28 protein-coding genes are annotated in these 25,371 nt (G+C 62.7%); 9 read left to right on the top strand and 19 right to left on the bottom strand.

What is annotated here, in order from left to right; genetic code table 11:
- From acs to aat, 5 genes are all read left to right on the top strand, one after another.
- A partial coding sequence (acs, locus tag ACP16H_RS25440) for an acetate--CoA ligase (protein WP_425074957.1) occupies window positions 1–1,871 on the top strand: 1,871 nt, incomplete at its 5' end.
- 191 nt (window positions 1,872–2,062) lie between these two features.
- The gene (locus tag ACP16H_RS25435) at window positions 2,063–2,662 is read left to right on the top strand and encodes a hypothetical protein (RefSeq protein ID WP_425074956.1); all 600 of its coding nucleotides are present in this window, start codon (window positions 2,063–2,065) and stop codon (window positions 2,660–2,662) included.
- Between the two features lie 229 nt (window positions 2,663–2,891).
- On the top strand, window positions 2,892–3,389 hold the full coding sequence (gene accB, locus ACP16H_RS25430) for an acetyl-CoA carboxylase biotin carboxyl carrier protein (RefSeq protein ID WP_425074955.1): 498 nt from the start codon (window positions 2,892–2,894) through the stop codon (window positions 3,387–3,389).
- Window positions 3,390–3,392: 3 nt separating this feature from the next.
- Window positions 3,393–4,742 (top strand): acetyl-CoA carboxylase biotin carboxylase subunit, encoded by a 1,350-nt coding sequence (gene accC / locus ACP16H_RS25425; RefSeq protein WP_425074954.1) that lies wholly within the window; start codon window positions 3,393–3,395, stop codon window positions 4,740–4,742.
- A gap of 129 nt (window positions 4,743–4,871) precedes the next feature.
- Window positions 4,872–5,516 carry a leucyl/phenylalanyl-tRNA--protein transferase gene (aat, locus tag ACP16H_RS25420; protein ID WP_425074953.1) on the top strand — a complete coding sequence of 215 codons (645 nt, stop codon included), beginning with the start codon at window positions 4,872–4,874 and terminating at the stop codon, window positions 5,514–5,516.
- Between the two features lie 7 nt (window positions 5,517–5,523).
- On the opposite strand, the gene ACP16H_RS25415 is transcribed toward aat, so the two are convergent.
- Genes ACP16H_RS25415 through ACP16H_RS25405 form a run of 3 tightly spaced genes read right to left on the bottom strand, consistent with a single transcriptional unit; the run spans window position 5,524 to window position 6,706 of the window.
- Window positions 5,524–5,883 (bottom strand): DUF2155 domain-containing protein, encoded by a 360-nt coding sequence (locus ACP16H_RS25415; RefSeq protein WP_425074952.1) that lies wholly within the window; start codon window positions 5,881–5,883, stop codon window positions 5,524–5,526.
- Window positions 5,880–6,329: an outer membrane lipid asymmetry maintenance protein MlaD gene (mlaD, locus tag ACP16H_RS25410; protein ID WP_425074951.1), complete on the bottom strand. Its 450-nt coding sequence runs from the start codon at window positions 6,327–6,329 to the stop codon at window positions 5,880–5,882. The genes ACP16H_RS25415 and mlaD overlap by 4 nt, the downstream gene beginning before the upstream one ends.
- Complete coding sequence (locus ACP16H_RS25405; protein ID WP_425074950.1) at window positions 6,326–6,706, bottom strand: NADH:ubiquinone oxidoreductase subunit NDUFA12; 381 nt, start codon at window positions 6,704–6,706, stop codon at window positions 6,326–6,328. Before ACP16H_RS25405 ends, mlaD begins: the two co-directional genes overlap by 4 nt.
- A 180-nt stretch (window positions 6,707–6,886) precedes the next feature.
- Between ACP16H_RS25405 and ACP16H_RS25400 the strand changes: the two genes are divergently transcribed.
- Entirely contained in the window at window positions 6,887–8,668 is a 1,782-nt protein-coding gene (locus ACP16H_RS25400) for an FkbM family methyltransferase (protein WP_425074949.1), read from the top strand.
- 4 nt (window positions 8,669–8,672) lie between these two features.
- On the opposite strand, the gene ACP16H_RS25395 is transcribed toward ACP16H_RS25400, so the two are convergent.
- The 16 genes from ACP16H_RS25395 to ACP16H_RS25320 form a co-directional block, all read right to left on the bottom strand.
- Complete coding sequence (locus ACP16H_RS25395; protein ID WP_425074948.1) at window positions 8,673–9,029, bottom strand: RidA family protein; 357 nt, start codon at window positions 9,027–9,029, stop codon at window positions 8,673–8,675.
- A gap of 503 nt (window positions 9,030–9,532) precedes the next feature.
- A complete protein-coding gene (gene clpX, locus ACP16H_RS25390) occupies window positions 9,533–10,801 on the bottom strand; it encodes an ATP-dependent Clp protease ATP-binding subunit ClpX (protein ID WP_425074947.1) in 1,269 nt (422 codons plus the stop codon).
- 162 nt (window positions 10,802–10,963) lie between these two features.
- Complete coding sequence (locus ACP16H_RS25385) at window positions 10,964–11,596, bottom strand: ATP-dependent Clp protease proteolytic subunit (protein ID WP_425074946.1); 633 nt, start codon at window positions 11,594–11,596, stop codon at window positions 10,964–10,966.
- Between the two features lie 147 nt (window positions 11,597–11,743).
- Window positions 11,744–12,658 carry a cation diffusion facilitator family transporter gene (locus tag ACP16H_RS25380; RefSeq protein WP_425074945.1) on the bottom strand — a complete coding sequence of 305 codons (915 nt, stop codon included), beginning with the start codon at window positions 12,656–12,658 and terminating at the stop codon, window positions 11,744–11,746.
- Between the two features lie 98 nt (window positions 12,659–12,756).
- Window positions 12,757–14,022 carry an FCSD flavin-binding domain-containing protein gene (locus tag ACP16H_RS25375; protein ID WP_425074944.1) on the bottom strand — a complete coding sequence of 422 codons (1,266 nt, stop codon included), beginning with the start codon at window positions 14,020–14,022 and terminating at the stop codon, window positions 12,757–12,759.
- A 177-nt stretch (window positions 14,023–14,199) separates the two neighbouring features.
- Complete coding sequence (locus tag ACP16H_RS25370; protein WP_425074959.1) at window positions 14,200–14,913, bottom strand: c-type cytochrome; 714 nt, start codon at window positions 14,911–14,913, stop codon at window positions 14,200–14,202.
- A gap of 9 nt (window positions 14,914–14,922) precedes the next feature.
- Window positions 14,923–16,224 (bottom strand): c-type cytochrome, encoded by a 1,302-nt coding sequence (locus tag ACP16H_RS25365; protein ID WP_425074943.1) that lies wholly within the window; start codon window positions 16,222–16,224, stop codon window positions 14,923–14,925.
- A complete protein-coding gene (soxC, locus tag ACP16H_RS25360; RefSeq protein WP_425074942.1) occupies window positions 16,208–17,485 on the bottom strand; it encodes a sulfite dehydrogenase in 1,278 nt (425 codons plus the stop codon). Before soxC ends, ACP16H_RS25365 begins: the two co-directional genes overlap by 17 nt.
- 36 nt (window positions 17,486–17,521) lie before the next feature.
- Complete coding sequence (soxB, locus tag ACP16H_RS25355; protein WP_425074941.1) at window positions 17,522–19,222, bottom strand: thiosulfohydrolase SoxB; 1,701 nt, start codon at window positions 19,220–19,222, stop codon at window positions 17,522–17,524.
- A 97-nt stretch (window positions 19,223–19,319) separates the two neighbouring features.
- Entirely contained in the window at window positions 19,320–20,165 is an 846-nt protein-coding gene (gene soxA, locus ACP16H_RS25350) for a sulfur oxidation c-type cytochrome SoxA (RefSeq protein WP_425074940.1), read from the bottom strand.
- A 58-nt stretch (window positions 20,166–20,223) separates the two neighbouring features.
- Window positions 20,224–20,553, bottom strand: a complete 330-nt coding sequence (gene soxZ, locus ACP16H_RS25345) for a thiosulfate oxidation carrier complex protein SoxZ (protein WP_425074939.1) — start codon at window positions 20,551–20,553, stop codon at window positions 20,224–20,226.
- Between the two features lie 25 nt (window positions 20,554–20,578).
- The gene (soxY, locus tag ACP16H_RS25340) at window positions 20,579–20,995 is read right to left on the bottom strand and encodes a thiosulfate oxidation carrier protein SoxY (protein ID WP_425074938.1); all 417 of its coding nucleotides are present in this window, start codon (window positions 20,993–20,995) and stop codon (window positions 20,579–20,581) included.
- Window positions 20,996–21,020: 25 nt separating this feature from the next.
- Window positions 21,021–21,497: a sulfur oxidation c-type cytochrome SoxX gene (gene soxX / locus ACP16H_RS25335; protein WP_425074937.1), complete on the bottom strand. Its 477-nt coding sequence runs from the start codon at window positions 21,495–21,497 to the stop codon at window positions 21,021–21,023.
- 81 nt (window positions 21,498–21,578) lie between these two features.
- Window positions 21,579–21,872 carry a hypothetical protein gene (locus ACP16H_RS25330; protein WP_425074936.1) on the bottom strand — a complete coding sequence of 98 codons (294 nt, stop codon included), beginning with the start codon at window positions 21,870–21,872 and terminating at the stop codon, window positions 21,579–21,581.
- 64 nt (window positions 21,873–21,936) lie between these two features.
- Window positions 21,937–22,533, bottom strand: a complete 597-nt coding sequence (locus ACP16H_RS25325; protein ID WP_425074935.1) for a thioredoxin family protein — start codon at window positions 22,531–22,533, stop codon at window positions 21,937–21,939.
- Window positions 22,534–22,579: 46 nt separating this feature from the next.
- Window positions 22,580–23,317: a cytochrome c biogenesis CcdA family protein gene (locus tag ACP16H_RS25320; RefSeq protein WP_425074934.1), complete on the bottom strand. Its 738-nt coding sequence runs from the start codon at window positions 23,315–23,317 to the stop codon at window positions 22,580–22,582.
- Window positions 23,318–23,431: 114 nt separating this feature from the next.
- Between ACP16H_RS25320 and ACP16H_RS25315 the strand changes: the two genes are divergently transcribed.
- From ACP16H_RS25315 to ACP16H_RS25305, 3 genes are all read left to right on the top strand, one after another.
- Entirely contained in the window at window positions 23,432–23,779 is a 348-nt protein-coding gene (locus tag ACP16H_RS25315) for a thioredoxin fold domain-containing protein (protein WP_425074958.1), read from the top strand.
- A gap of 17 nt (window positions 23,780–23,796) precedes the next feature.
- Complete coding sequence (locus tag ACP16H_RS25310; protein ID WP_425074933.1) at window positions 23,797–24,138, top strand: ArsR/SmtB family transcription factor; 342 nt, start codon at window positions 23,797–23,799, stop codon at window positions 24,136–24,138.
- A gap of 96 nt (window positions 24,139–24,234) precedes the next feature.
- Window positions 24,235–25,293 (top strand): YeeE/YedE family protein, encoded by a 1,059-nt coding sequence (locus ACP16H_RS25305; RefSeq protein WP_425074932.1) that lies wholly within the window; start codon window positions 24,235–24,237, stop codon window positions 25,291–25,293.
- Window positions 25,294–25,371 lie beyond the last annotated feature (78 nt).

The following is a 25,371-nucleotide window of genomic DNA, read 5'->3' as shown; positions in this document are numbered from 1 at the left end:
TGTATGCGGCGTCGGTTGCTGATCCGGCGGCTTTCTGGGGCGAGCAGGCGAAGCGGCTCGACTGGATGAAACAGCCGACCGAGATCAAGAACACCGATTTCACCCTCGGCCAGGTCAAGATCGAGTGGTTCCGCGACGGCACGCTGAACGTGGCCGCGAACTGCATCGACCGCCATCTGGAAAAGCGCGGCAACCAGACAGCCATCATCTTTGAACCCGATGATCCCAACGAGCAGGCGCAGTCGATTTCCTACAACGACCTGCACCGCCGCGTCTGCCGCATGGCAAACGTGCTGGAAACCATGGGCGTCAAGAAGGGCGACCGGGTCATCATCTACCTCCCGATGATCCCCGAGGCCGCCTATGCCATGCTCGCCTGCGCCCGCATCGGCGCGATCCATTCCATCGTCTTCGCCGGCTTCTCGCCCGACGCCCTCGCCGCCCGTGTGAACGGCTGCGACGCCAAGGTCGTCATCACCGCCGACGAAGCCCCGCGCGGAGGCCGCAAGACCCCGCTGAAGACCAATGCCGACAAGGCGCTCTTGCACTGCAAGGACAGCGTGAAGTGCCTCGTGGTCAAGCGCACCGGTGGCCAGACCACCTGGGTGGACGGCCGCGATTATGACTACAACGAGATGGCTCTGGAAGCGTCCGACTACTGCCAGCCCGTTGAAATGAATGCCGAAGACCCGCTGTTCATCCTTTACACCTCCGGCTCGACGGGCCAGCCGAAGGGCGTTGTACACACGACGGGTGGATATCTCCTTTACGCGTCGCTGACGCAGGAAGTTGTCTTCGATTATCATGAAGGCGACGTTTACTGGTGCACGGCAGACGTGGGTTGGGTCACCGGACACTCGTATATCGTGTACGGTCCGCTGGCGAACGGCGCGACCACGCTGATGTTCGAGGGCGTGCCGACCTACCCGGATGCCAGCCGTTTCTGGCAGGTCTGCGAAAAGCACAAGGTGAACCAGTTCTACACCGCGCCGACGGCGATCCGCGCGCTGATGGGCCAGGGTCCGGAGTTCGTCGAGAAATGCGACCTCAGCTCCCTGCGCATCCTCGGCACTGTGGGCGAACCGATCAACCCCGAGGCCTGGAACTGGTACAACGACATCGTCGGCAAAGGTAAATGCCCGATCGTCGACACTTGGTGGCAGACCGAGACCGGCGGCCACCTGCTGACCCCGCTGCCGGGCGCCCATGCAACCAAACCGGGTGCCGCGATGAAGCCGTTCTTTGGCGTGCAGCCGGTGGTTCTGGACCCGCAGTCGGGCCAGGAAATCGACGCCTTGCCGACCGAGGGCGTACTGGCGATCAAGGACAGCTGGCCCGGCCAGATGCGCACCGTCTGGGGCGATCACGAGCGGTTCGAGAAGACCTACTTTGCTGATTACAAAGGCTATTACTTCTCGGGCGACGGCTGCCGCCGCGACGCGGACGGCGACTACTGGATCACCGGGCGCGTCGATGACGTCATCAACGTCTCGGGCCACCGCATGGGCACCGCAGAGGTCGAATCGGCCCTCGTGGCGCATGAGAAGGTCGCCGAGGCCGCAGTGGTCGGCTACCCGCACGAGATCAAGGGCCAGGGCATTTACTGCTACGTCACCTTGATGAACGGCGTGGAGCCTTCGGAGGATCTGAAGAAGGAGCTACGCACCTGGGTCCGCACGGAAATCGGCCCGATCGCGTCCCCCGACCTGATCCAATGGGCCCCCGGCCTGCCCAAGACCCGCTCGGGCAAGATCATGCGCCGCATCCTGCGCAAGATCGCCGAAAACGACTACGGCGCCCTCGGCGACACCTCCACACTCGCAGAACCCGCCGTCGTCGACGACCTGATTGAAAACCGGATGAACCGCTGACTCGGATCACGCGATTTACAAAACGTGAAAAGGCGGGGTTCTCCCCGCCTTTTTGTTTCCCAGATAAACGCGCTCTTAGGTCCCGTTAATCAGCGCCTCCGATTTTGCTTTCAAATTGACGGGCCCCGCTGCGAAGCTGTTCAGGATATGTTAGAACTGTCTGGTGGGGGCACGCTGGACGGAGCAGTAAGATGCAACTCGCAGGCCTCTCATACTTGAGTGCGCCACAGGTCACGGGCCATCCCCTGGGCCTGCCGGGCGCGCCGGTCAAGAAACCCTCGATCCCCGAGGTTCAACCCATTCTCGACTCTCGTAGACCGGAAACACAATTGGGCAGTGGGTCGCCAAGAACCTTCTATTACGCCGTCCAGGGCGAAGTGGATCCGGTCAAACATAATCCGCCACCGTCGATCATGCAGATCAAGATCAGCCAGATGTTGCAGGACCAGGCGCTTGGCACCGGGTCCGATGAAAAGGTCCCCGCACCGGAGAAGGTGGCCAATACGGACGGCTCCGCGCGCGCTGCCACCATAACAGCGGAGGAGGACGGCGACGCCATGACCCCGGCAGACGAAACCTCTCCTGCCCTGGAAGAGATCAAGGCCGAAGCTGCAAGCAAGCCCGCGACGCCGACCCGCGCGGAACCCGTTCCGGAACGTGCCCCCATGTCGATGCCGATCAAGGCCGAGACGCCCAAGGAGCAGGCCCCCGCGAGTGTGGCCAATGCCCCGGCGGCCTACGAAGAAGCGGCCAGCATTTCGCGCAAGGACCTGCTCAGCGTCCAGAACTGACGGCCTCGTGGCCACGAACGATACACAGCGCGGCGGTGTCCAGCCTGCCGCGCTTGTGTCGTTTCCGGGACTGGCAGACGCATTTTCCCCGGCCGCATAAGCGAAAACCCGCATCGGGGTCGCTTTTCACCGCGCAAAACCTCACCTATAAGGCCCGCAGGCAGCGCGTTGGCGCTAAAGGCCGCAATGTGGCCTCCGGATATGGCCCAAGTCTAGGCACGAGGACGGTATGAGCAAGAACACCCACGAGGCGGATGTCGCCTTCATCAAGGCGCTGGCGGAACTTCTGAACGAGAACGACCTGACCGAACTCGAGGTCAGCCGCGAGTACGGCGAGGATGACAGCCTGAACGTGCGCGTGTCGCGCGCCGCTCCGACTCAGGTGACCTACGCGGCCCCTGCTCCGGCCGCCGTGGCTGCGGCCCCCGTTGCGGCTGCCGCGCCGACCGCCGCTGCGGCAGCGCCCACCATGCCCGAAGACCCGGCAGCGCACCCCGGCGCGGTGACCTCGCCCATGGTCGGCACGGTCTACATGCAAGCGGAACCGGGTGCCCCGGCCTTCATCTCGGTCGGTGCGACCGTGGCCGAGGGCGACACGCTGCTGATCGTCGAAGCCATGAAGACCATGAACCACATCCCCGCACCGCGCGCCGGCACCATCAAGCGCATCCTCGTCGAGGATGGTGCTCCGGTCGAATACGGTGCCCCGCTGGTGATCCTGGAATAACCCATGTTCGACAAGATCCTCATTGCCAACCGGGGCGAGATCGCGCTGCGCGTGATCCGGGCCTGCCGCGAGATGGGCATCCCCTCGGTCGCGGTGCATTCCACCGCCGACAGCGATGCCATGCATGTGCGCATGGCCGACGAAACCATCTGCATCGGCCCGGCGCCGTCGACGGACAGCTATCTGTCGATCCCGGCGATCATCTCGGCCTGTGAAGTCACCGGCGCCACGGCGATTCACCCGGGTTACGGTTTCCTTTCCGAGAACGCGCGCTTCGTGCAGATCGTCGAAGATCACGACATCACGTTCATTGGCCCCTCCGCCGAGCATATCTCGATGATGGGTGACAAGATCACCGCGAAGGAGACCGCGAAGACGCTGGGGATTCCCTGCGTGCCGGGGTCTGCGGGCGGCGTTCCGACGCTGGAAGATGCCAAGATGATCGGCGCCGAGTTCGGCTATCCCGTCATCATCAAGGCGACCGCCGGTGGCGGTGGGCGCGGCATGAAGGTCGCAGCCTCCGAGGCCGACATGGAGAAGGCCTATCGCACCGCGCGGGCCGAGGCCAAGGCCGCCTTTGGCAACGACGAAGTCTACATCGAGAAATACCTCCAGAAGCCCCGCCACATCGAGATCCAGGTCTTTGGCGACGGTCAGGGCGGCGGTGTGCATCTGGGCGAGCGCGATTGTTCGTTGCAGCGCCGTCACCAGAAGGTGTTTGAAGAGGCCCCCGGCCCCTGCATCACCCCCGAGGAGCGCGCCCGGATCGGTGGCATCTGTGCCGATGCGATTGCCAAGATGGGCTATCGCGGTGCCGGCACCATCGAGTTCCTTTACGAGGACGGCGAGTTCTACTTCATCGAGATGAACACCCGTTTGCAGGTGGAACACCCGGTGACCGAGGGGATCTTTGGCGTCGATCTGGTGCGCGAACAGATCCGCGTGGCCGCTGGCCTGCCGCTGTCCTTTACGCAGGATGATCTGGTCATCAATGGTCACGCCATCGAGGTGCGGATCAACGCCGAGAAACTGCCGGAATTCCGGCCCTCTCCGGGGACGATCTCGCATTTTCATGCGCCGGGTGGTCTGGGCGTCCGGATGGATTCCGCGCTTTATGACGGCTACCGCATCCCGCCCTATTACGACAGCCTGATCGCCAAGCTGATCGTGCATGGACGCGACCGTCCCGAGGCGCTGGCGCGTCTGAACCGCGCGCTGGGGGAGCTGATCGTGGATGGCATCGACACGACTGTCCCGCTGTTCCACGCCCTTCTGCAAGAGAAGGACATCCACACCGGCGAATACAACATTCACTGGCTGGAAAAGTGGTTGGACGCTGGCAACCTGAAGTAATCAGGACACCGATCAAAGGCCGCCTTCGGGCGGCCTTTGTCTTGATCCGGCAAGCAGCATTTGCCCCCCCTTCCCCGATCCGTTAGGCTGATCGGGTAAACCGCGCCTCTGCGCCAATTTTCGCGGATCATGGACGTTACCCCCGAGCTTTTGTTGCACGCCTATCGGTCCGGCATCTTCCCGATGGCCGAGCGTCGCGACGATCCCGAGATCTTCTGGGTTGATCCCCGGCGTCGGGGCATTCTGCCTTTGGACGGGTTCCATGTGTCCCGCAGCCTGGCAAAACGGTTGGGCCGGATGAATTACGAGGTCACGCTGAACCGTGACTTCGAGGGCGTGATCGACGGTTGCGCCGATCGGCAGGAAACCTGGATCAACGACGAGATCCGCGCGCTGTACGGCGCCCTGTTCGAGCTGGAACAGGCGCATTCTCTGGAAATCTGGCAGGATGGCGCGCTGGTCGGGGGCGTCTATGGTGTGACCGTCGGGCGGGCCTTTTGCGGTGAAAGCATGTTTTCACGGATCACGGACGCGTCGAAAATGGCGCTGGCGTGGCTGGTGGACCTGCTGCGCCGGTCGGGATTCATCCTGTTTGACACACAGTTCCTGACGCCGCATCTGGCCACCCTCGGCGCACGGGAGATCACGCGCGCCGACTATCGCCTGAGACTTGCCGAAGCACTGGAAGGGACAGCCGACATCCTGTCGAAACCGTTGGCCGCGCATGGATCAGAGGTCGCGGCGCGGCTTCGGAGGCTGGACCAAGCGCGTTAATGCGCCCTTATTCGGTCGTGCAGCGCAGCACCCAGACGTCGTAGCGCGGGTGATCCAGCGGGTTCAGAGCGGGTGACGAGGCCACCATCCATCCCTGGAAAACGGGCTGCGCAACACCCGCCTCTCGGATGGTGAGAAAGGCGTAGGCGTTGCCGGTGGGATCGTCCACCGGATAGCGGCATTCGCGCAGCGACACCTCGATCAGGCCCATGGCTTCGGACTGACCATTGGCCAGCGTGAAGTCCCCGACCTTGGCGTTCAGCTTGTCCAGCGCCCGCAGCACCGCGCCGGACCCGGAATTGACGGCTTCCTGGGCGCTTACGGCCGCGGGCAGCAAGAGGGCCGCGGCCAACAGAAGGGATTTCATTCCTCACTCCCTCCGCCAACGTATTTCAGGAGCAATGTCAGCAGGCTTACCGAGCCTTGCGTATCGAGAATCTCGTCCCCGGACGCGAAGTAGAATGGCGAACCGCCCGGCGAAATCTCGACAAAGTTGCCGCCCAGAAGCCCTTCGGAGGCGATGATGATCGCACTGTCGTCGGGGATCTGGATGCCATCCGCGATGGTCACCTCGGTATCTACACGGTAGGTCTGATCGTTCAGGGCAATACCCGTCACGGTGCCCACCTTGACACCCGCCAGACGCACATCGGTGCCGACGCTCACCCCTTCGATCGAACGGAAGGAGGCCTTCAACGGGTAGCCCGCACTGCCGACCGAAAAGCCTGTGCTTTGAATCGTGTAAAGGCCGAACGCCAGCGCGCCGACCAGAACCACCCCACCCAGGGCGACCTCGCCCGCAGAATGGGTCATTCCGGCGACCACGCCTCGTAATCGGAACGCTCAACCGGGCGCACGGCACGGATCGACCCGGCGGGCGCATAGGCCAGCGCGGTGCCGGTCAGGTTCTCCTGATGCGGCTTTTCCCACGCCTTGTGCTTCAGCGGACGCTCGGAGGGCTTTTCGTCGAAGGTGTAATGCAGCCAGCCGTGCCAGTCCGGGGATACGCGCGACGCCTCTGCCTCGCCGTTGAAGATCACCCAGCGGCGTCCTTCGCTGCTTTCGTAATAGGTGTTGCCCTGCTCGTCCTCGCCCACTTTCTTGCCCTTGCGCTTCGTATAGAGAAGCGTGTTGAGCGTGGCGCCGTTCCACCAGGTGACGGCGCGGAGAAGGGTGTTGAGAATGCCCATGGACGACTCCTTCGAAATTCCCTGTCTGTATGGCGAATGCTGCGAGCAACGTCCAGTGGCAGAGGTGACGCATTTCGCGCAGGTTCTTCACCAAATGGGGAAAAATCCGCTGATATGATCGACCGGCTATGGCAAGGTTCCGCGAAAAAGGGGCAGAATGGCCCCGGAAGGCGAGCAGACATGTCCGAATTGACCCATCCCACCGACGCCCATGTCGTCACCTGCAAGGGCGTGAAGGTTCCGCCTACGCCCTTTCTGAACGAGATGCGCATCCAGCGGATCGAAGCCGCGCGCTATGAGGGCGAGGAGATCGCCGGGGCGCTCGCGGTGGTGCGTGACGGTGACCGGGTGCTGGAAATGGGGGCGGGACTGGGCATCGTCGGTGCGGTGACCGCCCTGAACGCCAAGCCAGAGGCCGTGCTGTCCTTCGAAGCGAACCCCGACCTGATCCCGCATATCAGGGAGTTGCACCGCCTGAACGGTCTCGAAGACCGGATGGAAGTGCGCAATCAGGTGCTGATCTCGGCAGAGGACCGCCCCGAGAGCATGACCTTTCATGTGCGCAGTTCGTTCCTTGGATCTTCGCTGCTGGAAAACGACAAGCGGCCGACCACCCCGGTCGAGGTCCCCACGGCCAGTTTTGCCGAGGTCATGGAGGAGTTCGCGCCCGATATCCTGATCATCGACATCGAAGGGGGCGAGTTGGATTTCCTGGAACACGCAAAACTCGACGGTATCCGCGCCGTGGTGATCGAATTTCATCCCGGTCTGTATGGCACCGAGGGCGCTGCGCGCTGCAAGGATTTCCTGCGCGCCGCAGGGTTTACGAAGGTGCCGGAGGTATCGACCCGCTTTGTCTGGACCTGTACCCGGCCGGCTGTTTTCCTCACGGCGCCCCGCCCGGATCAGGGCTGGTCGGGCGAGATCGTCACGGTCGAAAAGCCCTACGTGATCCCGCCCGCAACGCGCGCCCATGTGCAGGAGGCGGGCGTATTGGACAAGAAGGGCCTGCCGGTGCCGCATGCGGCGCTGTGGCGGGGTAAGCGGCTGTTGACTCAGCCGCCCGCGATGCCCGTTGGTGAGGTCGAACACCTGCCCGGGAAATGGCTGTGGGGCGGCACCCTGTGGCGGTATTTCCCGCATTTCATCACGGAAAGCATCACGCGCCTTTGGGCGCTTGAGCAACTGGACCAGTCGGGGTTCGACGGTATCCTCTTCATCCCAAAGAACCCAACCAATGACGACCCGCCGCCGGGATTCCAGAAGGGCTTTCTGGACCTGGTGGGGTGCACTCTGCCGATCCGCGAGGCGCGGTCTGCCCTGCGCGTCGATGAATTGGTTGTGCCGGGTCAGGGTTTCGGACTGGGGGACATCAGCCAGGGAACGGAAGCGTTCCGTGCAGCCGTCAAATCGCGGTTCGCGCCGGACATCGCCCCCGAGGGGCCAGAGAAGCTGTACATCAGCCGCTCGCGGCTTGGCCCCGCCCGGGGCGCCGTTCTGGGTGAGACCGCGCTGGAGACGTATCTGGAGGCCGAAGGTTACGAGATCTTCCACCCGCAGGAGCATTCCCTGGACGTGCAGATCGCCCGTTATCGCGCCGCGAAGAAGGTGATCGCAGCCGAGGGATCGTCGTTGCACCTGTATGCCTTCGCCGGAGGGCCGGAGACTGAAGTCGCCATGATCCTGCGGCGCAAATCCAAGGCCACGCAGCATATCTCGACGCATATCGAGAGCTTTACCGGGGTCAAGCCGCGCTGGGTCGAGCACCTGCGCCGCATGTGGCGCCGGGTGGACACACCGCGCAAACGCCTGTGGATCGGAGAGCCGGACTTTGCCGCCATGCAGAAGGCGCTGGTGGCGGGTGGGTTCATCTCGGCCGGGGCGGCCTGGGCGCAGCCCGAAGAGGCCGAGATGCAGTCGTTGCTGGGGGCGGAGTACAAGCTGGTGGACACCGCCGCCTGAGGCCTCAGGCGAGGCAGGTCAATTCGATCTCGATCCGGTACTTCGGGTCGATCAGGTTGCATTCCACCATGGTGGCCGCAGGCGGGTTCGCGCCGAAGACTTCGGTCAGGATCGGCCAGCAGGGTTCGAACTCCGCGGCGTCGGGCAGGTAGTAGTTTACGCGCACGGCCTTGTCGAAGGAGGAGCCTGCCTCGGCCAGTGCCTTGCCGATCACGTCCAGCGCCGCGCGGCACTGTTCCTGAACGGTATCGCCCTGCCCCACGGTGCCAGCGACATGGACAAAGCCGCCCGCCACGACGGCGCGGCAGTAGCCGATCTTCGCTTCGAAGGGGCTGCCGGTGTGAATACGCTTGATGGTCATCTGAGTGCTTCCTTGCCTCTAGAAGTAAAGCCACCCGACCCGCCGCATTATCACAACGAGTCGGTCTGACGGCGCGTATAGAACCGCGACGCGGCCATCGGCAAGCCACCAGCCACCGGGTCGCGCCAAAGCCGCCTCGAGTCGCGGCAACCGTTTGCCGCCGATGACGGTGATGGAAAACAGCGCCAGTGGATCACCAAGGCACTACAGGAAGGGATCGAGGGCGTCTGCCGGCAAGGACGTGGGTTGCCAGTCGGGCCGATCACGCGCGCGGGCGATGCGGTGCCAGAAATGCGCCCCGAATAACTTCCATGTCCGGGTACTTTTGTCCTGCGCCTAAGAATAACGGCGGGGTCCTACGGCGCCAGAACGCGTCTGCGCAGATGCGTTTGACGTCCATTGCAAACTGCGGACTCCCAAACGGTAATCTCTTTAGGCCCGCTCCAGAATGGAAAAAGGCGGTGCCTTGCGACACCGCCTTCAATCGTTCAGAAAATGCGCTCTCAGGCCGAGGCCGACGCGCCCTCTTTCTTTTGATCGGCGTAGATCATCAGAGGCTTGGCGTCGGTTCCGACCGCCTCTTCGTTGACCACGACCTCGGTCACATCATCCATGCCCGGCAGTTCGAACATCGTGTCGAGCAGGATGCCTTCGAGGATGGAGCGCAGGCCACGTGCGCCGGTCTTGCGCTCGATCGCCTTCTTGGCGATCGCCTTCAAAGCATCGTCGGTGAAGGTCAGGTCGGTGTCTTCCATCTCGAACAGGCGCTGGTACTGCTTGACCAAGGCGTTCTTCGGCTGCGTCAGGATGGTGACAAGCGCGTCCTCGTCGAGGTCCTCGAGCGTCGCCACAACGGGCAGACGGCCAACGAATTCCGGGATGAGGCCGAACTTCAGCAGGTCCTCGGGTTCGAGTTCCTTGAAGGTTTCGCCGATGCCCTTCTCGCTTTCGTCGCGAACGTCGGCACCAAATCCCATGGCAGAGCCTTTGCCGCGCTGCTTGATGATGCGGTCGAGACCGGCAAAAGCACCGCCACAGATGAAGAGGATATTGGTCGTGTCCACTTGCAGGAATTCCTGCTGCGGATGCTTGCGCCCGCCCTGCGGCGGCACGGAAGCAACAGTGCCTTCCATCAGCTTCAGCAACGCCTGCTGCACGCCCTCGCCCGACACGTCGCGGGTGATCGATGGGTTCTCGGACTTGCGGGTGATCTTGTCGACTTCGTCGATGTAGACGATGCCACGCTGCGCGCGTTCGACATTGTATTCCGACGCCTGCAACAGTTTGAGGATGATGTTTTCCACGTCCTCACCGACGTAACCGGCTTCGGTCAGCGTGGTTGCGTCCGCCATGGTAAACGGCACGTCGAGGATACGCGCAAGCGTCTGCGCAAGCAGCGTCTTGCCGCAGCCGGTCGGGCCGATCAGCAGGATGTTCGATTTCGCCAGCTCGATATCCGAGGATTTCTGCGAGTGGTTGAGGCGCTTGTAATGGTTGTGCACCGCGACGGAGAGAACGCGCTTCGCCTTCATCTGGCCAATGACGTAATCGTCCAGCACATCGCAGATCTCGCGCGGAGTGGGCACACCGTCGGCGGACTTCAGGCCTGCGCCCTTCGTCTCCTCGCGGATGATGTCCATGCACAGCTCTACGCATTCGTCACAGATGAACACCGTGGGGCCAGCGATAAGCTTGCGCACCTCGTGCTGGCTCTTGCCGCAGAAGCTGCAGTAGAGCGTGTTCTTGCTGTCACCACCTGTATTCGTTGCCATGCTCAGCACCTTTCCCGGATTCCCCGGTTTTCATCGTCTGTCGGGGTCGCAATCGACGCCCGCCAGAGGCCTTGCGCCAGTATCCAGACAGCTTAGGCCAGCCATCCGGGCGCGACAATCCGAAAGTTGGCCCCATCCCTAACAGCGATGGGGCCAGCTTAATCAACTCTTTGTTTCTTCACCGTCGGCATTGCGGCTGGTCACGATCTCGTCGATCAGGCCCCATTCCTTTGCGCGCTCGGCATCCATGAAATTGTCACGCTCCAGCGCGTTTTCGACCGCCTCGTAGGTCTGGCCCGTGTGCTTCACGTAGATCTCGTTCAGGCGGCGCTTCAGCTTCAGCGTTTCCTCGGCGTGGATCATGATGTCGGTCGCCTGACCCTGATAGCCGCCGGAGGGCTGGTGCACCATGATGCGCGAGTTCGGCAGCGAGAAGCGCATGCCCGGCGCACCGGCGGTCAGCAGCAGCGAGCCCATGGAGGCCGCCTGACCGATCACCAGCGTCGAGACCTTCGGCTTGATGTATTGCATCGTGTCATAGATCGACAGGCCGGAGGTCACGACACCGCCCGGCGAGTTGATGTACATCGAGATTTCCTTGGACGGGTTCTCGGCTTCGAGGTGCAGCAGCTGCGCCACCACCAGCGAGGACATGCCGTCATGCACGGGGCCGTTCAGGAAAATGATCCGCTCTTTCAGCAGGCGGGAAAAGATGTCGTAGGCACGTTCGCCACGCGAGGTCTGCTCGACCACCATCGGGACGAGGTTCATGTAGGTTTCAATCGGGTCTCTCATCACGGTCCTGCCTGCTGCTGCTTCTGGAAGCCTAAGTATCGTCTAGGTGTTACCTGAGTCTTAGTATCGGGGTTAAAGGGCTGCAAGGGGCGGCGGGAATCTGCTGCAATTCGCGCCAGTGTTCGTTGAGTGCCGAGCGGGGTGGCATCATCCGCCGATTCTGACCGGCGCTGAACAGCTATGCGTTGAACACTCCAGTTCAAGCGTCACATGCTCCAAACCGTGATCGGCATGCAGCCGCGCCTTGACCTCGGCCTTGATCGCGTCCGCCTTGCCCCAGTCACCGGGCGCGATCACCAGGTGTGCCAGCAAGGCCGGGCGGTGCTCGTCCAACTGCCAGATGTGCGCGCGATGGATGCCTTCGACCCCCCTAACCCCTTCGGCGGTTTGCAGAACATCCTCGGCAACCATACGCGGAGGCGTGCCGAGCATGAGGATGCGCACAACGCCGCCGATCTCGGATAAGGCCATCCAGAGGATGTAAAGAGCGATGCCCAGCGTCACCGCCGGGTCCACCCAGGTCCAGCCATACAGCAGGATCACGGTGCCCGCGAGGATCACCGCCACCGAGCCAAGCGCGTCCGCAAGGTTGTGCAGGAACGCCGCGCGAATGTTTACGCTGTCCTTCGCCATGGCCCATGTGAGGCCTGCGGTGGCCAGGTCGATCACGAGGGCGACACCGGCGATGATGACGACAAGCCAGCCTTCGACGGGCTGCGGATCAATGAAGCGCAGAACGGCCTCGTAGATGAGGTACAGGCCGATGACGATCAGTGTGGTCAGGTTGATCAGGGCGGCCACGACCTCGGCGCGGGCATAGCCAAAGGTCATGTCGGCATCTGCGGGGCGGCGTGCGATCTTGCGCGCCCAGACAGCGATCACAAGGCTGGCCGCGTCCGAAAAGTTGTGCAGCGCATCGGCGATCATCGCGAGACTGCCAGACAGAATACCGCCGACAATCTGAGCAAATGTCAGCAAAACGTTCACCGCGACGGCCAGTGCCATGCGCCGGTCGCCGGTTTCTGCGCTGATCTCGTGGTGATGATGGTGTCCGTGGGGCATGCCGGTAGAGGGCGACCTCCGGCAGGAAAGGTCAAGACCTGTCCTGCACGCGAAAGGCGGCGCATGGTCACGCCGCCTTTGCGGTTTTCCGACAGGGATCAGCCGAACATGTCGGTCGTGATCCCCTCGTACCAGCCGAGGCTTTCCTCGTAGGTGGTCTTGCGCAGCGCCGCGTCCTCCCCCGTCTGGCTGATGAAGCTGGAGACGCTGGCGATCTTTTCCGGCGTGGCCTCGTAAGCGGCCCCGACCTTGATGCCGTCATCCGGAGCAATCAGCGACCAGCAGGTATTGGAGAATTTCGCCGGGAAGACCTTGGACCCGGTCAAGGCACCGCGCACCGCCATGGCGGCAACCTTCGCCTGCGAATTGGCCGAGAAACCCGATTTCGGCATATCGCCCTGGTTCGTGGCATCGCCGAGGATGTAGACGTTCTCGTCCATGCGGCTTTGCATGGTGTGGCCATCGACGGGGGCCCAGTTGCCGTCGGTGAGGTTGGCCGCTGCGCAGACCAGCCCCGCCTTCTGCGCCGGGATAACGTTGACCACGTCCGCCTTGATGACCTCGCCGTCCACGTCGACTTCCATCGTGTCGGGGTTGACCGAGACGTTGCCGCCCCCGAAATCCGGCCCCAGACGTTCGATCATGCCGGAATAGTGCTTGTTCCAGCCCTCTTCGAACAGCGCCTGTTTCGAAAACTTTTCCTTCGGGTCCGCTATGATGATCTTGGCCGTGGGATTGGTCTGCGACAGGACGTGCGCCACCATCGAGATGCGCTCGTACGGACCGGGTGGGCAGCGATAGGGGTTCGGCGGCGCAACCATGACGTAGGTGCCGCCCTCCGGCATGGCCGCGATCTGCGACTTCAACAGGGTGGTCTGGGTGCCGGCCTTATAGGCGTGGGGCATGACGTCCTGTGCGGACAGATCCCAACCGGGCACGGAGCCTTCGATGAAGTCGATCCCCGGCGACAGGATCAGGCTGTCGTAGGGCACCTTTCCCCCACCGGCGAGGCTGACGGTCTTGGCGTCGCGGTCCACGCCGATGACCCAGTCGTGTACGACGTTGATGCCATACTCACTGGCGAGCGTGCCGTAGTCATGCGCGATGCTTTGCAGGTCGCGAAAGCCGCCGATGTAGAGGTTCGAAAAGAAACAGGTGTAATAGGTGCGCGAGGGTTCGATCAGCGTGACGTCGATCTCGCCCTTCGAGTCCTTGGCAATGTAGCGGGCAGCGGTCGCGCCCCCTGCCCCGCCGCCGACAACGACCACCTTTGGTTTGCCATGGCTCGCCGCATGGACCATCGGCGCAGACAGCGAAGCCGCCGCGGCGGCGGTTCCCAGAAAAGTCCTTCTGTTGAATGTCATGGTGTCTCCTCCTCCATCAGACATAGGTAAACGTTCGCCCAGAAGGCGATCCTAACGGCAAGCGCCCGTTGGCTCGGGCAATTATATTGCTGATAGATAAACACTTGCGCATGTTTCTATGCATTGCAAGTTTTTCCAGAAAATAATGGCGAACCCGCGCCAGTGACGCGGGTTCGCTCAGTCGATCGTCGCGAAATACGCAGCAAGCGCCGCGATTTCCTCGTCCGTGAGACGACCTGCCATCATCTGCATCACGGGATGAGGTCGCAACTTTCGCTTGTAGGCGTGCATGGCAACGACAAAGTCGTCTGGATGCCATTTGATGATCGAGGGAATGCCCTCGTCCGTGCCGTTGCGCTGATGGCAGGTCAGGCACTCGGACGCGAGGTATTCGCCGTAATCGCGGTCACCGACAATGGCGAGGATCTCGGGCGGTAACTCCACTTCGCGTGCGATACCCGTGGGGGCCGATTCGGGAATGTCCTGCGGGCTTGCGGTGAAACTGCGCAGATAGGCGAGGACATCGTGGCGGTCCTGCGCGTCCTTGATCCCGCGAAAGGACATGCGCGTCCCGGAAATGAGCGCGCGGGGATTCTGGATATAAGCGTCCAGCCGCTCGCGGTCCCAGGTAAGACCGTCATCATGCGCCCGCTCCATCGAGGCGGAATAGTCGAACCCCTCGATCGCCCCGGCACGCCGGCCAAAGATGCCGTTCAGATGTGGTCCTGCGCGGTTCTCTGCACCCGGGCCAATCTGGTGGCAGCCCGTGCACTTCCTGAAAATCTTTGCCCCGTTTTCGGCATCGCCGATCAACTGGGCCTCCTCCTCTGCGATGGCTGGCCCCGTCACCGGGGCCAGCACAAGAAGGACTGTGGCAAGCAGTCTCTTCATCATGGTGCGTTACTGCTGCGCTTGCAGGTAAGCGATGACGGCTGCGATCTCGTCGTCCTTCTTCAGACCGGCAAAGGCCATCTTGGTGCCCTTCACGTAGTCCTTCGGCTTGGCCAGGAAGGCCGCAAGCGCGTCATGCGTCCATGCACCGTCCATCTCCTCCATGCTGCCGGAGTACTTGAAACCGTCCACCGAACCGATGTCACGGCCAACGACGCCATTCAGCTGCGGGCCAGTCTTGTTCTGGGCGCCTTCACCCACCTGATGGCAGGCCTTGCACTTCTTGAAGACCTTCTCGCCAGCGGCGACAAGTTCCGGATCGGGCGCGCCGGTTTCGGCGGACGCCTCTTCGGCCGGGGCTTCGGCAGCGGGAGCTTCCTCGGCAGCGGCCGGGGTCACTTCCTCTGCTGCGGGCTCTTCGGCGGCGGGTTCGGGCTGCACCGTCGCCGCGTCGTTGGAGGTGTTCATCTCCTCGGTCGCCGCAGGCGCCTCGTCGCCAGCCTGATCGGGAGTCACGTCCAGAACGGTCGCGCGCATGGTGATCTCGACCGGCGCATCCTTGCAGTTTTCCATGCAAGGCTCAGTCCGCCACATGGTGTATTCCGCCTCGGCCCGATCATCGACGATGAAGCCCTCGGCGTTCGGCATCGCGACCTCATTCCAGGTGTCGCGCGACAGCTCGAACTCGTCGTCGATGATGTCGTTCGAATAGAGGATGTAGGCCGTGATGGCGTAAACCTCGTCGGGCGACAGCGTCTGCGCATTGCCGAAGGGCATCGAGCGATGGACGTAATCCCAGACGGTGGACAGGTAGGGCCAGTAGGAGCCGACGGTCTTCAGCGGGTCCTTGTTGGCCAGCGTGCCGTCGCCGCCAGCCAGCTTCGGCCAGTTGTCGACACCCTCGGCAAAGGAGCCGTGGCAGACCGCGCAGTTCTCTTCAAAGATCGCTTCGCCATCTGCGGCATTGCCCGACCCATCCGGCAGGCCGGTGCCGTCGGGCATGATGTTCACGTCCCATGCGGCGACTTCTTCGGGCAAGGCTTCGCGGCCCAGACCGAACCGCGTCCCGCCAGAATGCGACTCGGCGTTGGCCGCCGCGACCAGCAACCCACCGTCGCTTTCGGCAGCGGGCTCTGCCGCGGCCTGCTGAACCGGGGCTTCCGGTTCGGGGATCGGCGCGGGCAGAGCGCCCAGAACCGGCGGGTTCTTGGGCATCGGCGTCACATTTCGGTCGGCAAAGTTGTACGCCGCCACGAGTATGAGGCCGACGCCGATGGCGGAACCAGCGTAAAGATTAAGAGACTTCGACATTTTCCGCCTCCCCATTGGCTTTCAGGTGCCAGGTCTGGATACAGTTGTTGTGGTAGATCGAGTTTTCGCCGCGCACTTCGCGCAGCTGCGCCTTGGTCGGCTGGACGTACCCGGTTTCGTCGATGGCGCGCGATTGCAGCAGCCACTCCTCGCCGTTCCAGGTGGTGTCGAGGTAGAAGCGGGCCAGCGCCTTGTTCGCGCCGTCCTGTGCCAGACGTGCGGTTTCCCAAGTCATGCCGCCATCCTTCGACACGTCGACGCGGGTGATCTTGCCATGGCCGGACCACGCCATGCCGGTGATGACCACCGGGCCGTGACCGTGCTTGATCGGAGCCTGCGGGCTGGGCGAGGTGACCACGGATTTCGCATCCATGACCCAAGTCCACTTGCGCGAGGTGCCGTCGGCCAGCGTGTCGGTGTACTTCGACGTCTCTTCGCGGGATTCAACGGCGGCATTCGTCACTTCGACGCGGCGCAACCATTTGACCCACATGTTGCCTTCCCAACCGGGAACGACAAGGCGGACCGGGTAGCCATGCTCCTTGCGAAGGGCTTCGCCATTGGCCTTGAAGGCCACCAGCACGTCGTCCATCGCCTTTTCCATCGGCATGGACCGCCCGTTGGAGGACGCATCCGCGCCCTCGACGTAGACCCACTTGTCCTTGAGGTCGCCCGCAGCATCCAGACCGGCCTCGGCCAGCAGGGTGCGCAGGGGCACGCCGGTGTATTCCATGTTGTGGATCATGCCGTGGGTGAACTGCGCGCCGTTCAGCTGCGCGCCCGCCCATTCCATGCCCGTGTTCGCGGCGCATTCGCAGAAGTAGACATGCTGCTCGCGCGGGAACCGCTCGAGATCCTCGTAGGTAAAGACCAGCGGCTTGTCGACCAGACCGTTGATCATCAGGCGATAGTCTTCCTTCGCCAGTTCGATCGCGCCGGAGTGGTGGCGTTCAAAGGCGCAGCCTGCCGGGGTGATCGTGCCGTCCAGCGCGTGGATCGGCGTGAAGTTGATCGAAGAGATCGTGTCGGCGGTCAGCCATTCCACGTTGCGACGGATCACGTCGTCCTCGAACTTGATCGGCAGGCCGTAGGGCGTGGCGTCAACACCATCGCCGAAGGACGAGGCCCAGGACTGGACCTCGGTGATCAGCGGATCGGGATCCGCAGCGCGCGCGGCGGTCGCTGCCACCGCCCCTGCCCCCAGCGCGGCGGCGCTGGTCAGGAACTGGCGGCGCGAGGTGCCCTTGTTCTCTGTGCTCATGTTGTTCTCCTCCATGAAGGATTCCTGTGACCAGGCTTACGCGCCGACCACTTCGACGCTGTTGTTGGGCTCGAGAGTGACCGTGCCCAGCTTCTTGATGTGGCTTTCGACGACGTCCCAGATCTGCGGGCCCTCGGTGCCCTCGTTCACCGACGCCCAACCGGCGACGATGTAGGTCTTGGACGGATCAATGGCTTCGCCCGTCTTCAGCAGGGTCATGTCGCTGATGCGCTCGCCCTGCGGCTTGGTCACGTCGATGCGGTAGCCCATGCCACCGATGCGGACCATGTCCCCGCCCTGCTGGTAGTAGGGATCGGGGTTGAAGATGTTGTCGGCCACGTCCTCGAGGATCACCTTGATGAATTCGCCCGTCATTTCAGAGCGATACGCCTCGCCATAGGTCATCGAGGTGACGTTCCAGATGTCCTCGCGGGTGATGTTGTCGCCCGGGTTCAGCGACGGCCCCCAGCGCACGCCGGGGCTCATGGCGATGTCGGCCTCGCGCTCGGACATGAGCGCGTTGCAGATCAGGTCATCCCAAGTGCCGTTGAAGTTGCCGCGGCGGTACAGAAGCTCGTCGGTGGTGCCGATGACCTCTTCCAGCTCGGCCTTGTAGGGGGCGCGCTGCTCTTCGATGAGAGCAGTCATGTTGGCGTCGGGCGTGATGACGTCCGAGAAGATCGGGATCAGCTTGTGGCGGAAGCCCATCATGCGCCCGTCGCGCACGTCGAGGTCGACGCGGGACACGAACTTGCCATTCGACCCGGAGGCGATGATGATCGTCTCGCCCACCAGAACCGGTTCCGGCAGCGCGTCATGAGTGTGCCCCGACAGGATCACGTCGATGCCCTTGACGATCGACGCCATCTTCTTGTCCACGTCGAAACCGTTGTGCGACAGGGCAACGACCAGCTCGGCGCCCTGGGCGCGGACCTCGTCGACCATCGCCTGCATGTTCTCGTCGCGGATGCCAAAGGAGAACTCCGGGAACATCCAGCGCGGGTTCGCGATGGGCATGTAGGGGAAGGCCTGACCGATAACGGCGATCTTCACCCCGCCACGTTCAAAGAACTTGTACGGCGGGAACAGGTCGGGCAGCGGCTCGTCCCATTCGGCGTCAAAGATATTCTGACCCAGTGCGGCAAACGGCAGGCCCTGCACCAGCTCGGTCACACGCTCGGAACCGAGGGTGAATTCCCAGTGGAAGGTCATCGCATCGGGCTTCAGCCCGTTCATGACGTTGACCATGTCCTGACCTTCGGTCTGGTAGCAGGTGTAGGACCCATGCCAGGTGTCGCCGCCGTCCAGCAGCAGCGCGTCGGGGCGGTCGGCCCGGATCGCGTTCACAACCGTCGCCACGCGGTCGAGGCCACCGACCTTTCCGTAAGCCTTTGCCAGCGCAGAGAAGTCACCGGACGAGAGGGCGTAATGGGAGGGGGAGCCATCGTCGATGCCGTAAAGCCTGCGGAAGTCGGCACCGGTCACGTGCGGCACCTGGCCGCGATTGTCGCCAACACCGATGTTGACCGACGGTTCGCGGAAATAGATGGGCATCAGCTGCGCATGGATGTCGGTGACGTGGATCAGGCTGACGTTGCCAAAGGTGTCGAATTGCAGCAGCTGGTCTTGGGTCAGGCTTTGCTGTGCGGCCAGCCGCGCCCAGTTGCCAAAGCCCGAGGCCCCGACCATCGCCGAAGCCGCCATGGACACCTGCAGGAAATCGCGTCTTGAGATCATGGGGAGGGTCTTTCTCTCATGACACACATGCGCATGTGTGAATAAGTTATGAACGGGAAACCCCGCGCGTCAACCGAACGCGCGGGGCGAGTTTGGATCAGTTGCGGACGGACGGAGATTCGACCGACAGGCCGTTGCCGCGCGATGCCACGTACAGCTCCAGTGCCAGGAATTCCGGCGAACCGGGCTTGTAGGTTTCGGCGCGGGTGTCACGCACGCATCCCTTGAAGCGACCATGGGTGGAGGTCATCTTCGTGTCTTTCAGACGATACACCGGGAAACCGTTGGTCTGGCCCTGCGAAAGATGGTCCGAACGGATGTAGTTGCCGTAGTTCTGCTCGTGGCAGGACGCGCAGGACAGGTCGAGGATACCGGTACGGGTGTAGTACAGTTCCTTGCCCTGGGCCCACATGTCCGCGACGGGACCGTCGATGGCCACGTTCATCGGCTTGCCACGCGCCACCGAAGACAGCAGCGTTTCCGTCCAGACGGCCGGTTCCGCGTCGTACTTCCACGCTTCTGCACCCATGCGGTTGGTGCGGCAGTCGTTGAACTGCATCTGAAGGTTGCGGACCTCGCCAGCGGCTTCGTTCCACTTCGGATAGACGGTGCGCACTTCGGCCATGTCTTCCGGAGCGCCGTGGCAGTCCGCGCAGGACTTGCCTTCGGAGCCATCGGCGGTGTTCCAGATGTCGCGCGCCTGATCGACGTAGATCATGCCCGGATTGTCGAAATCGTCCATTTCCATGGCCTGGGTTTCGTCATCGCGGAAGTGCCAGCCCGAATAGATCGTGTCCAGCGCGCCTTCGAGATGTGCCGGGGCGTCGGTCTTGGTGGTGATTTCGAGGTCACCGTTGATGACGAGGGTGTCGTCATCGGCTTCGGCAAAGGCTGCCGGAGCAATCAGCAGTGCGGCAATCGCCGTCAGTGCCGTGAATTTCATGTTATTCCCTCCCAATTGGCACTCCCTGCCCCGCGCGACGCGGGACAGGGAAGATCATTCAGCCGATGGTCACGGGCTTGCTGTCCTCGTAGACAGAGCCGTCATCATCGTACCAGGTGAACTTGAATTCGCCGGCTTCCGGGATGGTCGCTTCGAATTCGAAGTAAGGGTTGGTCGAGATCGCCGGTTCCAGCGTGATGTCGATCACGCTCTGACCGTTGTACTCACAGGTGAAGCGGTTGATGATCGACCGCGGGATCACGTTGCCCGAGCTGTCCTTGCGCTGGCCCGATTCCATCGGGTGCGAGATCAGGGTCTTCAGCGTCACGGCTTCGCCAGCTGCTGCCGACTTCGGGGCCTTGACGCGGGGTTTGACGCCGTCTGCCATGTTCTTGTCTCCTGAGATGTCTGAGTTAGCCGCCGCAGCCGCCGATGGTGACCTTCACGGTCTTCGACGCCTTTGCAAAGGAGCCGTCGGCCAGCTTGGCCACGGCGATCACGTCCTGCGTACCGGCAAGGCGGATACGTGTGGACGCAGCCTGCGATGCGGCCAGCGGGCCGAAGTTGAAGGTCGCGACACCCGGTGTCGGGTTGCCGGCCGCGATCAGCAGGATCGCCGAAGCGCCTTCTGCCGAGACGGAGACCGGAACGGTGTTGCCGTTCTCGGCGATTTCCGGAGCGTCCAGCTCCACACCGGCGTCGGCCAGTGCGGCACCGCCGGTGAATTCGTTGATGACGTCCTCTGCCGCCGCATGTGCGCGGAACGGCAGGATGGTCAGCAGTGCTGCGCCGGCACCCAGTGCCAACGTCTCACGACGCGTGAAGTCCATGCGTTTTCTCCTTGAAACTATGCGATCAGCTGTCCTGAAGGGTCATCAGGAACGCGACCACGTCTTCCACTTCCTGAGCCGAGAGGATCGGCTTGATATCGCCCTCCACGGCCTTGCCGGTGTAATCCTGACCCGGGCGGTTGAAGCCACTGGTCTTGTAGAAGGCGGGCATCACCGTGCCTTCGAACATCATTTTCGGGTTCACCACGAGCCCGCGCAGCTCTGCCTCGGAACGGTATCCACCGACGCCATCAAGGGTCGGGCCGACCGTGCCGTGGAACGGTGCGCTGCTCAGCGCAGTCACCGCGTGGCAGGCCACACAGTTGCCGAGACCACGGTTGGTCATGACCTTTGCGCCATTTTCCGCATCGCCTGCAGTCCCGGTCAGTGATGCTTCGATCTGGCCGTCCTCGCCGAACTGCACGGTGTCGGGGGTCACGTCCTCTGCGAAGGCCGCGCCTGCCATAAGCACCGCGACCGCTGTAATCGTAGTAAGCCTCATTTTCCCTCCCTAGGCTTGCGAGCCCATACAAGGGCTCAACCTCATACCGGCTGGTGTATACCGTAGGCCACCGGAGGCCCGTCACGCAACAACAAATTCACAGTTGTGAATTAATGCTGTGCAAACACACGCGCCAAGGGTGATCTTTCCTCGAAGGATACACATGACCTTGGCGGCACGTTCACCGCCAAAAATTAACAAAATCAAAATATTGAAACGATGACCTTGAAGAATTTGAAACACGCCCAAGCTGAAGAATCCTCCGGCAACCCGCCGGTTCCAGAACGCCCAAAACCGCAAACCTTGGCCCTCCCCTCCCCGGACAGAAAGAAATTCGACCCGCCACGGGACCGTTGCCGGGAACGTTCCGCACATCCCGCGCAGCACCTGCTGAACGGGCGGAATTCGCCGATGGAATCAGCCGAACGATTCGGCGCGTTCAGTCCGTCGAACCGTTCGAACGCTCCTGGATTCGCCGCGCGTGGTAACGCTGGAAATCCTCGCCGGTCTCTGCTTCCATGTCGTAGCGCTTCTCCAGAACCCAGGTGTACATGTCGCGCGTCGTCCCCTTGCCGAACGCGCCCGGCATGATCGCGACAGCGGCATCGACCGCAGACGTGCCCTCGGCGACCTCCTCCGGCAGGAAGACCACGCTCGGCGTGAACAGCACCCGCCATTTCCGCGCCATCTGTTTCTCGGACAGCACCTCGCCATCCAGGTCCGTCACCTCGGTGTCACCATGCAGGTTCAACTGCACGACAAAGAAATTCTCGTCGATGAACTGCGACAGCTCGGGATCGGAATAGACCTCCTCGTGCATCTGGTGGCAGTAGATGCAGCCGTTCTGCTCGAACATCAGGACAAAGCGTTTGCCTGCCGCGTTGGCTTCTCCAAGGTCCTCGCGCAGATCCTTGAAGGTGTCATGCATGAAGGGTTCCTTGTAGAGCCCGTCATCGCCCTTCTCTGCCGCCCAGACGGGCAACGAGACGGGCAACGCCATGGCGGCCATCACCGCCGCACCGATCCATGCCTTCATCACAAAGTCCTCCCTTGATGGCCAACGGGCCGTAATCCACAGACGGTCAGCTGAGCGATGTCCAGCTCGGGAATGTCTCGATCATCCACTGAGCGATCAGGTTCACGCTATCCGTCGCGATGAGAATAGCAAAGAGGATCAGCATCGCCCCCATCACCTTCTCGACATATTGAAGTTTGCTGCGGTGCCGCGCGGTCCACTTCAGGAACGGCCCCGAGAACAGCGCGGCGATCACGAAGGGCGCGGTCATGCCGACGCCGTAGACAAAGAGCAGCAGACCGCCGCGTGCGATGTCCCCCATGCCCGAGGCGATCATCAGGATCGAGGCAAGCGCAGGACCGACACAGGGCGTCCAGCCAAAGCCGAACGCCAGCCCCATCACGTAGGCCCCCATCACCGAGGTCGGCTCTGCCTTGCTCTCCAGGCGCGCCTCCCGATACAGCAGCCCGATCTTGATGACGCCCAGGAAATGCAGGCCGAACACGAAGAGGATCGCCGCTGCGACGTAGGACAACGGCTGCTTCCAGTCGGCAAAGGCCTGCCCGACGGCCGTAGCGCCCATGCCCAGCAGAACAAAGATCGTGGTGACCCCGGCAGCAAAGAACACGGCTGACAGGATCAGGCGGCGTTGAGCGCCAGGAGTGATTCCGGCATCATCGCGCAACTCGTTCATGGAAATCCCGGCCATGTAGCACAGGTAAAACGGCACCATCGGAAGGATGCACGGCGTGAAAAAGCTCAAAAGCCCGGCGAGAGCCGCGCCCGCAAACGAAATATCAAGCATCCCGGATGCCCTTCCTTGAACAATTCACATATTCATATTACGTTGTGCGAAAAGCATTCGTCAATTGGTGCATACATGGGCATACGCTTTCTTTCTGCCGGGCTCGCCCTGACAATGGCGACATCGGGGTCGCCTGCCCTTGCCAGCGATGTCTCCCTCGTCATGGTCGAACAAAGGGGGTGCGCCTATTGCGCCGCCTGGAACGACGAAATCGCCCCGGCCTATCCCAACACCGCCGAGGGCCGCTATGCCCCGCTGCTGCGCGCGGACTTGCGTCAAGCGCCGCCCGATGGCATGAGCTATGCCCGCAGCGTGACCTTTACGCCAACATTCATACTTATGGAGGATGGCCAGGAGATCGCCCGCATGGAAGGATACGTCGGCCAAGATTTCTTCTGGCCCGTGTTCTCCCGACTTCTGGAAACCCATACGGATTTCGAACCGACACCGAACGACCAATAAGAGCGGCAGGGACAGAGATGCCATTACCGGTATTGCGCAGCGATCTGACAGAGGACGAACTCGAAGAGATCGTGGATCAGGCGACGACCGCATCGTCCTTCCTGAAGGCGATCAGCCACGAGGGCCGCCTGATGATCCTGTGCCACCTCGTCACCGGCGAGAAATCCGTCACGGAACTCGAAGAACTGCTGTCCGCCCGGCAGGCCGCCGTCAGCCAGCAACTCTCCCGTCTGCGCCTCGAGGGGCTCGTCATTCCCCGTCGCGACGGCAAGGCGATCTATTACAGCCTCGCCGACGACCGCCCGCGCAAGATGCTGGAAACGGTATACGAGCTTTTCTGCGGCGCCGAGGACAAGTGACGCAAAGGGCGCTGCCCGCCGAAGCATTTCCTTGAATTCATCTGCCGTTTTCCGCATATTCGACCAACCACGTCAGGTCGGGAGGAGGGCTCTGGCATGCTGGACATCATTGGTGAGCACAACGTCGTGGCCTTGATCGGCCTTGGCAGCGGGGTGCTTCTGGGCCTCGCCGCCCGCCTTGGCCGGTTCTGTACACTCGGTGCCATCGAAGATGCACTGTACGGCGGTTCGACTGTGCGCATGCGGATGTGGGGCGTGGCCATCGGTCTCGCCATCCTCGGCAGCTTTGCCCTGATGGCCACCGGACGTCTTGTCGACTCCCAGACCTACTACCTCTCGATCCGATGGATGCCGCTGGCCTCCATCCTGGGCGGACTGATCTTCGGCTACGGCATGGCACTGGCCGGAAACTGCGGCTACGGAGCGATTGCCCGCTTGGGTGGCGGCGATCTGCGCAGCTTCGTGATCGTCCTGGTGATGGGCGTGTCGACCTTCGTCGTCCTGTCCGGCCCACTCGCCCCCCTGCGCGACATGGTCTTTCCGCAAACGCCGGTCACCACCGAGGTCGCCCCGGGCATCGCCCATCAGCTGTCGGCCATGTCGGGCCTTTCAGTCAACGCGATCGGCATGGCGATCGGCGCACTGATCCTTGCGGGTTCGGCCGCATCCAGACCGCTCTGGGCGAAGCCCGCGCGGGTCGCCTGGGCAGCCGCCGTCGGCGCGTCCGTGGTTCTGGCCTGGGCCGGCACAAGCTGGGTGGCCCGCGACGGGTTCGAAGCATTGCCGGTGGTCTCGCACAGTTTCGCCGCCCCGCTGGGGGATACCATCCTGTGGTGGATGACCGGCTCCGCAAGACCACTGTCCTTCGCGGTGGGCTCGGTGGCCGGTGTCTGGGCCGGGGCCTTCATCGGATCGCTCATCAAGGGTCACTTCCGTTGGGAAGCCTGCGAAGATCCGCGCGAACTGCGCCGCCAGATCCTCGGCGCGGCCCTGATGGGTGGCGGTGCCGTGATCGCCCTCGGCTGTTCCATCGGGCAGGGTCTGTCGGCCTTCTCGGTGCTGGCGCTGTCCGCACCGGTCACCTTCGCCGCCATCTTCGCCGGAGCGGCCCTCGGCCTGCGCCAGCTCATCGTCGGCTTTCAACCCGCCGAATGACCTCCTGGCGGCAGCGCCGCGCCTCCCCTGCCTTCATCTTGATGAAAATACCTCGGAGGTCCGGAGGCAGCGCCTCCG

The organism is Sagittula sp. S175, assembly GCF_049800975.1.
GTDB lineage: Bacteria > Pseudomonadota > Alphaproteobacteria > Rhodobacterales > Rhodobacteraceae > Sagittula.
Note: the sequence above shows the minus strand (reverse complement) of the source record. Positions and strands in the feature narration are given on the sequence as shown.

Bases quoted from the DNA above. Each gene is read 5' to 3' on its own strand.
- ACP16H_RS25435 (WP_425074956.1), top strand. From the start codon at position 2,063: ATGCAACTCGCAGGCCTCTCATACTTGAGTGCGCCACAGGTCACGGGC.
- accB (WP_425074955.1), top strand. From the start codon at position 2,892: ATGAGCAAGAACACCCACGAGGCGGATGTCGCCTTCATCAAGGCGCTG.
- accC (WP_425074954.1), top strand. From the start codon at position 3,393: ATGTTCGACAAGATCCTCATTGCCAACCGGGGCGAGATCGCGCTGCGC.
- aat (WP_425074953.1), top strand. From the start codon at position 4,872: ATGGACGTTACCCCCGAGCTTTTGTTGCACGCCTATCGGTCCGGCATC.
- ACP16H_RS25415 (WP_425074952.1), bottom strand. From the start codon at position 5,883: ATGAAATCCCTTCTGTTGGCCGCGGCCCTCTTGCTGCCCGCGGCCGTA.
- mlaD (WP_425074951.1), bottom strand. From the start codon at position 6,329: ATGACCCATTCTGCGGGCGAGGTCGCCCTGGGTGGGGTGGTTCTGGTC.
- ACP16H_RS25405 (WP_425074950.1), bottom strand. From the start codon at position 6,706: ATGGGCATTCTCAACACCCTTCTCCGCGCCGTCACCTGGTGGAACGGC.
- ACP16H_RS25400 (WP_425074949.1), top strand. From the start codon at position 6,887: ATGTCCGAATTGACCCATCCCACCGACGCCCATGTCGTCACCTGCAAG.
- ACP16H_RS25395 (WP_425074948.1), bottom strand. From the start codon at position 9,029: ATGACCATCAAGCGTATTCACACCGGCAGCCCCTTCGAAGCGAAGATC.
- clpX (WP_425074947.1), bottom strand. From the start codon at position 10,801: ATGGCAACGAATACAGGTGGTGACAGCAAGAACACGCTCTACTGCAGC.
- ACP16H_RS25385 (WP_425074946.1), bottom strand. From the start codon at position 11,596: ATGAGAGACCCGATTGAAACCTACATGAACCTCGTCCCGATGGTGGTC.
- ACP16H_RS25380 (WP_425074945.1), bottom strand. From the start codon at position 12,658: ATGCCCCACGGACACCATCATCACCACGAGATCAGCGCAGAAACCGGC.
- ACP16H_RS25375 (WP_425074944.1), bottom strand. From the start codon at position 14,022: ATGACATTCAACAGAAGGACTTTTCTGGGAACCGCCGCCGCGGCGGCT.
- ACP16H_RS25370 (WP_425074959.1), bottom strand. From the start codon at position 14,913: ATGAAGAGACTGCTTGCCACAGTCCTTCTTGTGCTGGCCCCGGTGACG.
- ACP16H_RS25365 (WP_425074943.1), bottom strand. From the start codon at position 16,224: ATGTCGAAGTCTCTTAATCTTTACGCTGGTTCCGCCATCGGCGTCGGC.
- soxC (WP_425074942.1), bottom strand. From the start codon at position 17,485: ATGAGCACAGAGAACAAGGGCACCTCGCGCCGCCAGTTCCTGACCAGC.
- soxB (WP_425074941.1), bottom strand. From the start codon at position 19,222: ATGATCTCAAGACGCGATTTCCTGCAGGTGTCCATGGCGGCTTCGGCG.
- soxA (WP_425074940.1), bottom strand. From the start codon at position 20,165: ATGAAATTCACGGCACTGACGGCGATTGCCGCACTGCTGATTGCTCCG.
- soxZ (WP_425074939.1), bottom strand. From the start codon at position 20,553: ATGGCAGACGGCGTCAAACCCCGCGTCAAGGCCCCGAAGTCGGCAGCA.
- soxY (WP_425074938.1), bottom strand. From the start codon at position 20,995: ATGGACTTCACGCGTCGTGAGACGTTGGCACTGGGTGCCGGCGCAGCA.
- soxX (WP_425074937.1), bottom strand. From the start codon at position 21,497: ATGAGGCTTACTACGATTACAGCGGTCGCGGTGCTTATGGCAGGCGCG.
- ACP16H_RS25330 (WP_425074936.1), bottom strand. From the start codon at position 21,872: ATGTGCGGAACGTTCCCGGCAACGGTCCCGTGGCGGGTCGAATTTCTT.
- ACP16H_RS25325 (WP_425074935.1), bottom strand. From the start codon at position 22,533: ATGAAGGCATGGATCGGTGCGGCGGTGATGGCCGCCATGGCGTTGCCC.
- ACP16H_RS25320 (WP_425074934.1), bottom strand. From the start codon at position 23,317: ATGCTTGATATTTCGTTTGCGGGCGCGGCTCTCGCCGGGCTTTTGAGC.
- ACP16H_RS25315 (WP_425074958.1), top strand. From the start codon at position 23,432: ATGGCGACATCGGGGTCGCCTGCCCTTGCCAGCGATGTCTCCCTCGTC.
- ACP16H_RS25310 (WP_425074933.1), top strand. From the start codon at position 23,797: ATGCCATTACCGGTATTGCGCAGCGATCTGACAGAGGACGAACTCGAA.
- ACP16H_RS25305 (WP_425074932.1), top strand. From the start codon at position 24,235: ATGCTGGACATCATTGGTGAGCACAACGTCGTGGCCTTGATCGGCCTT.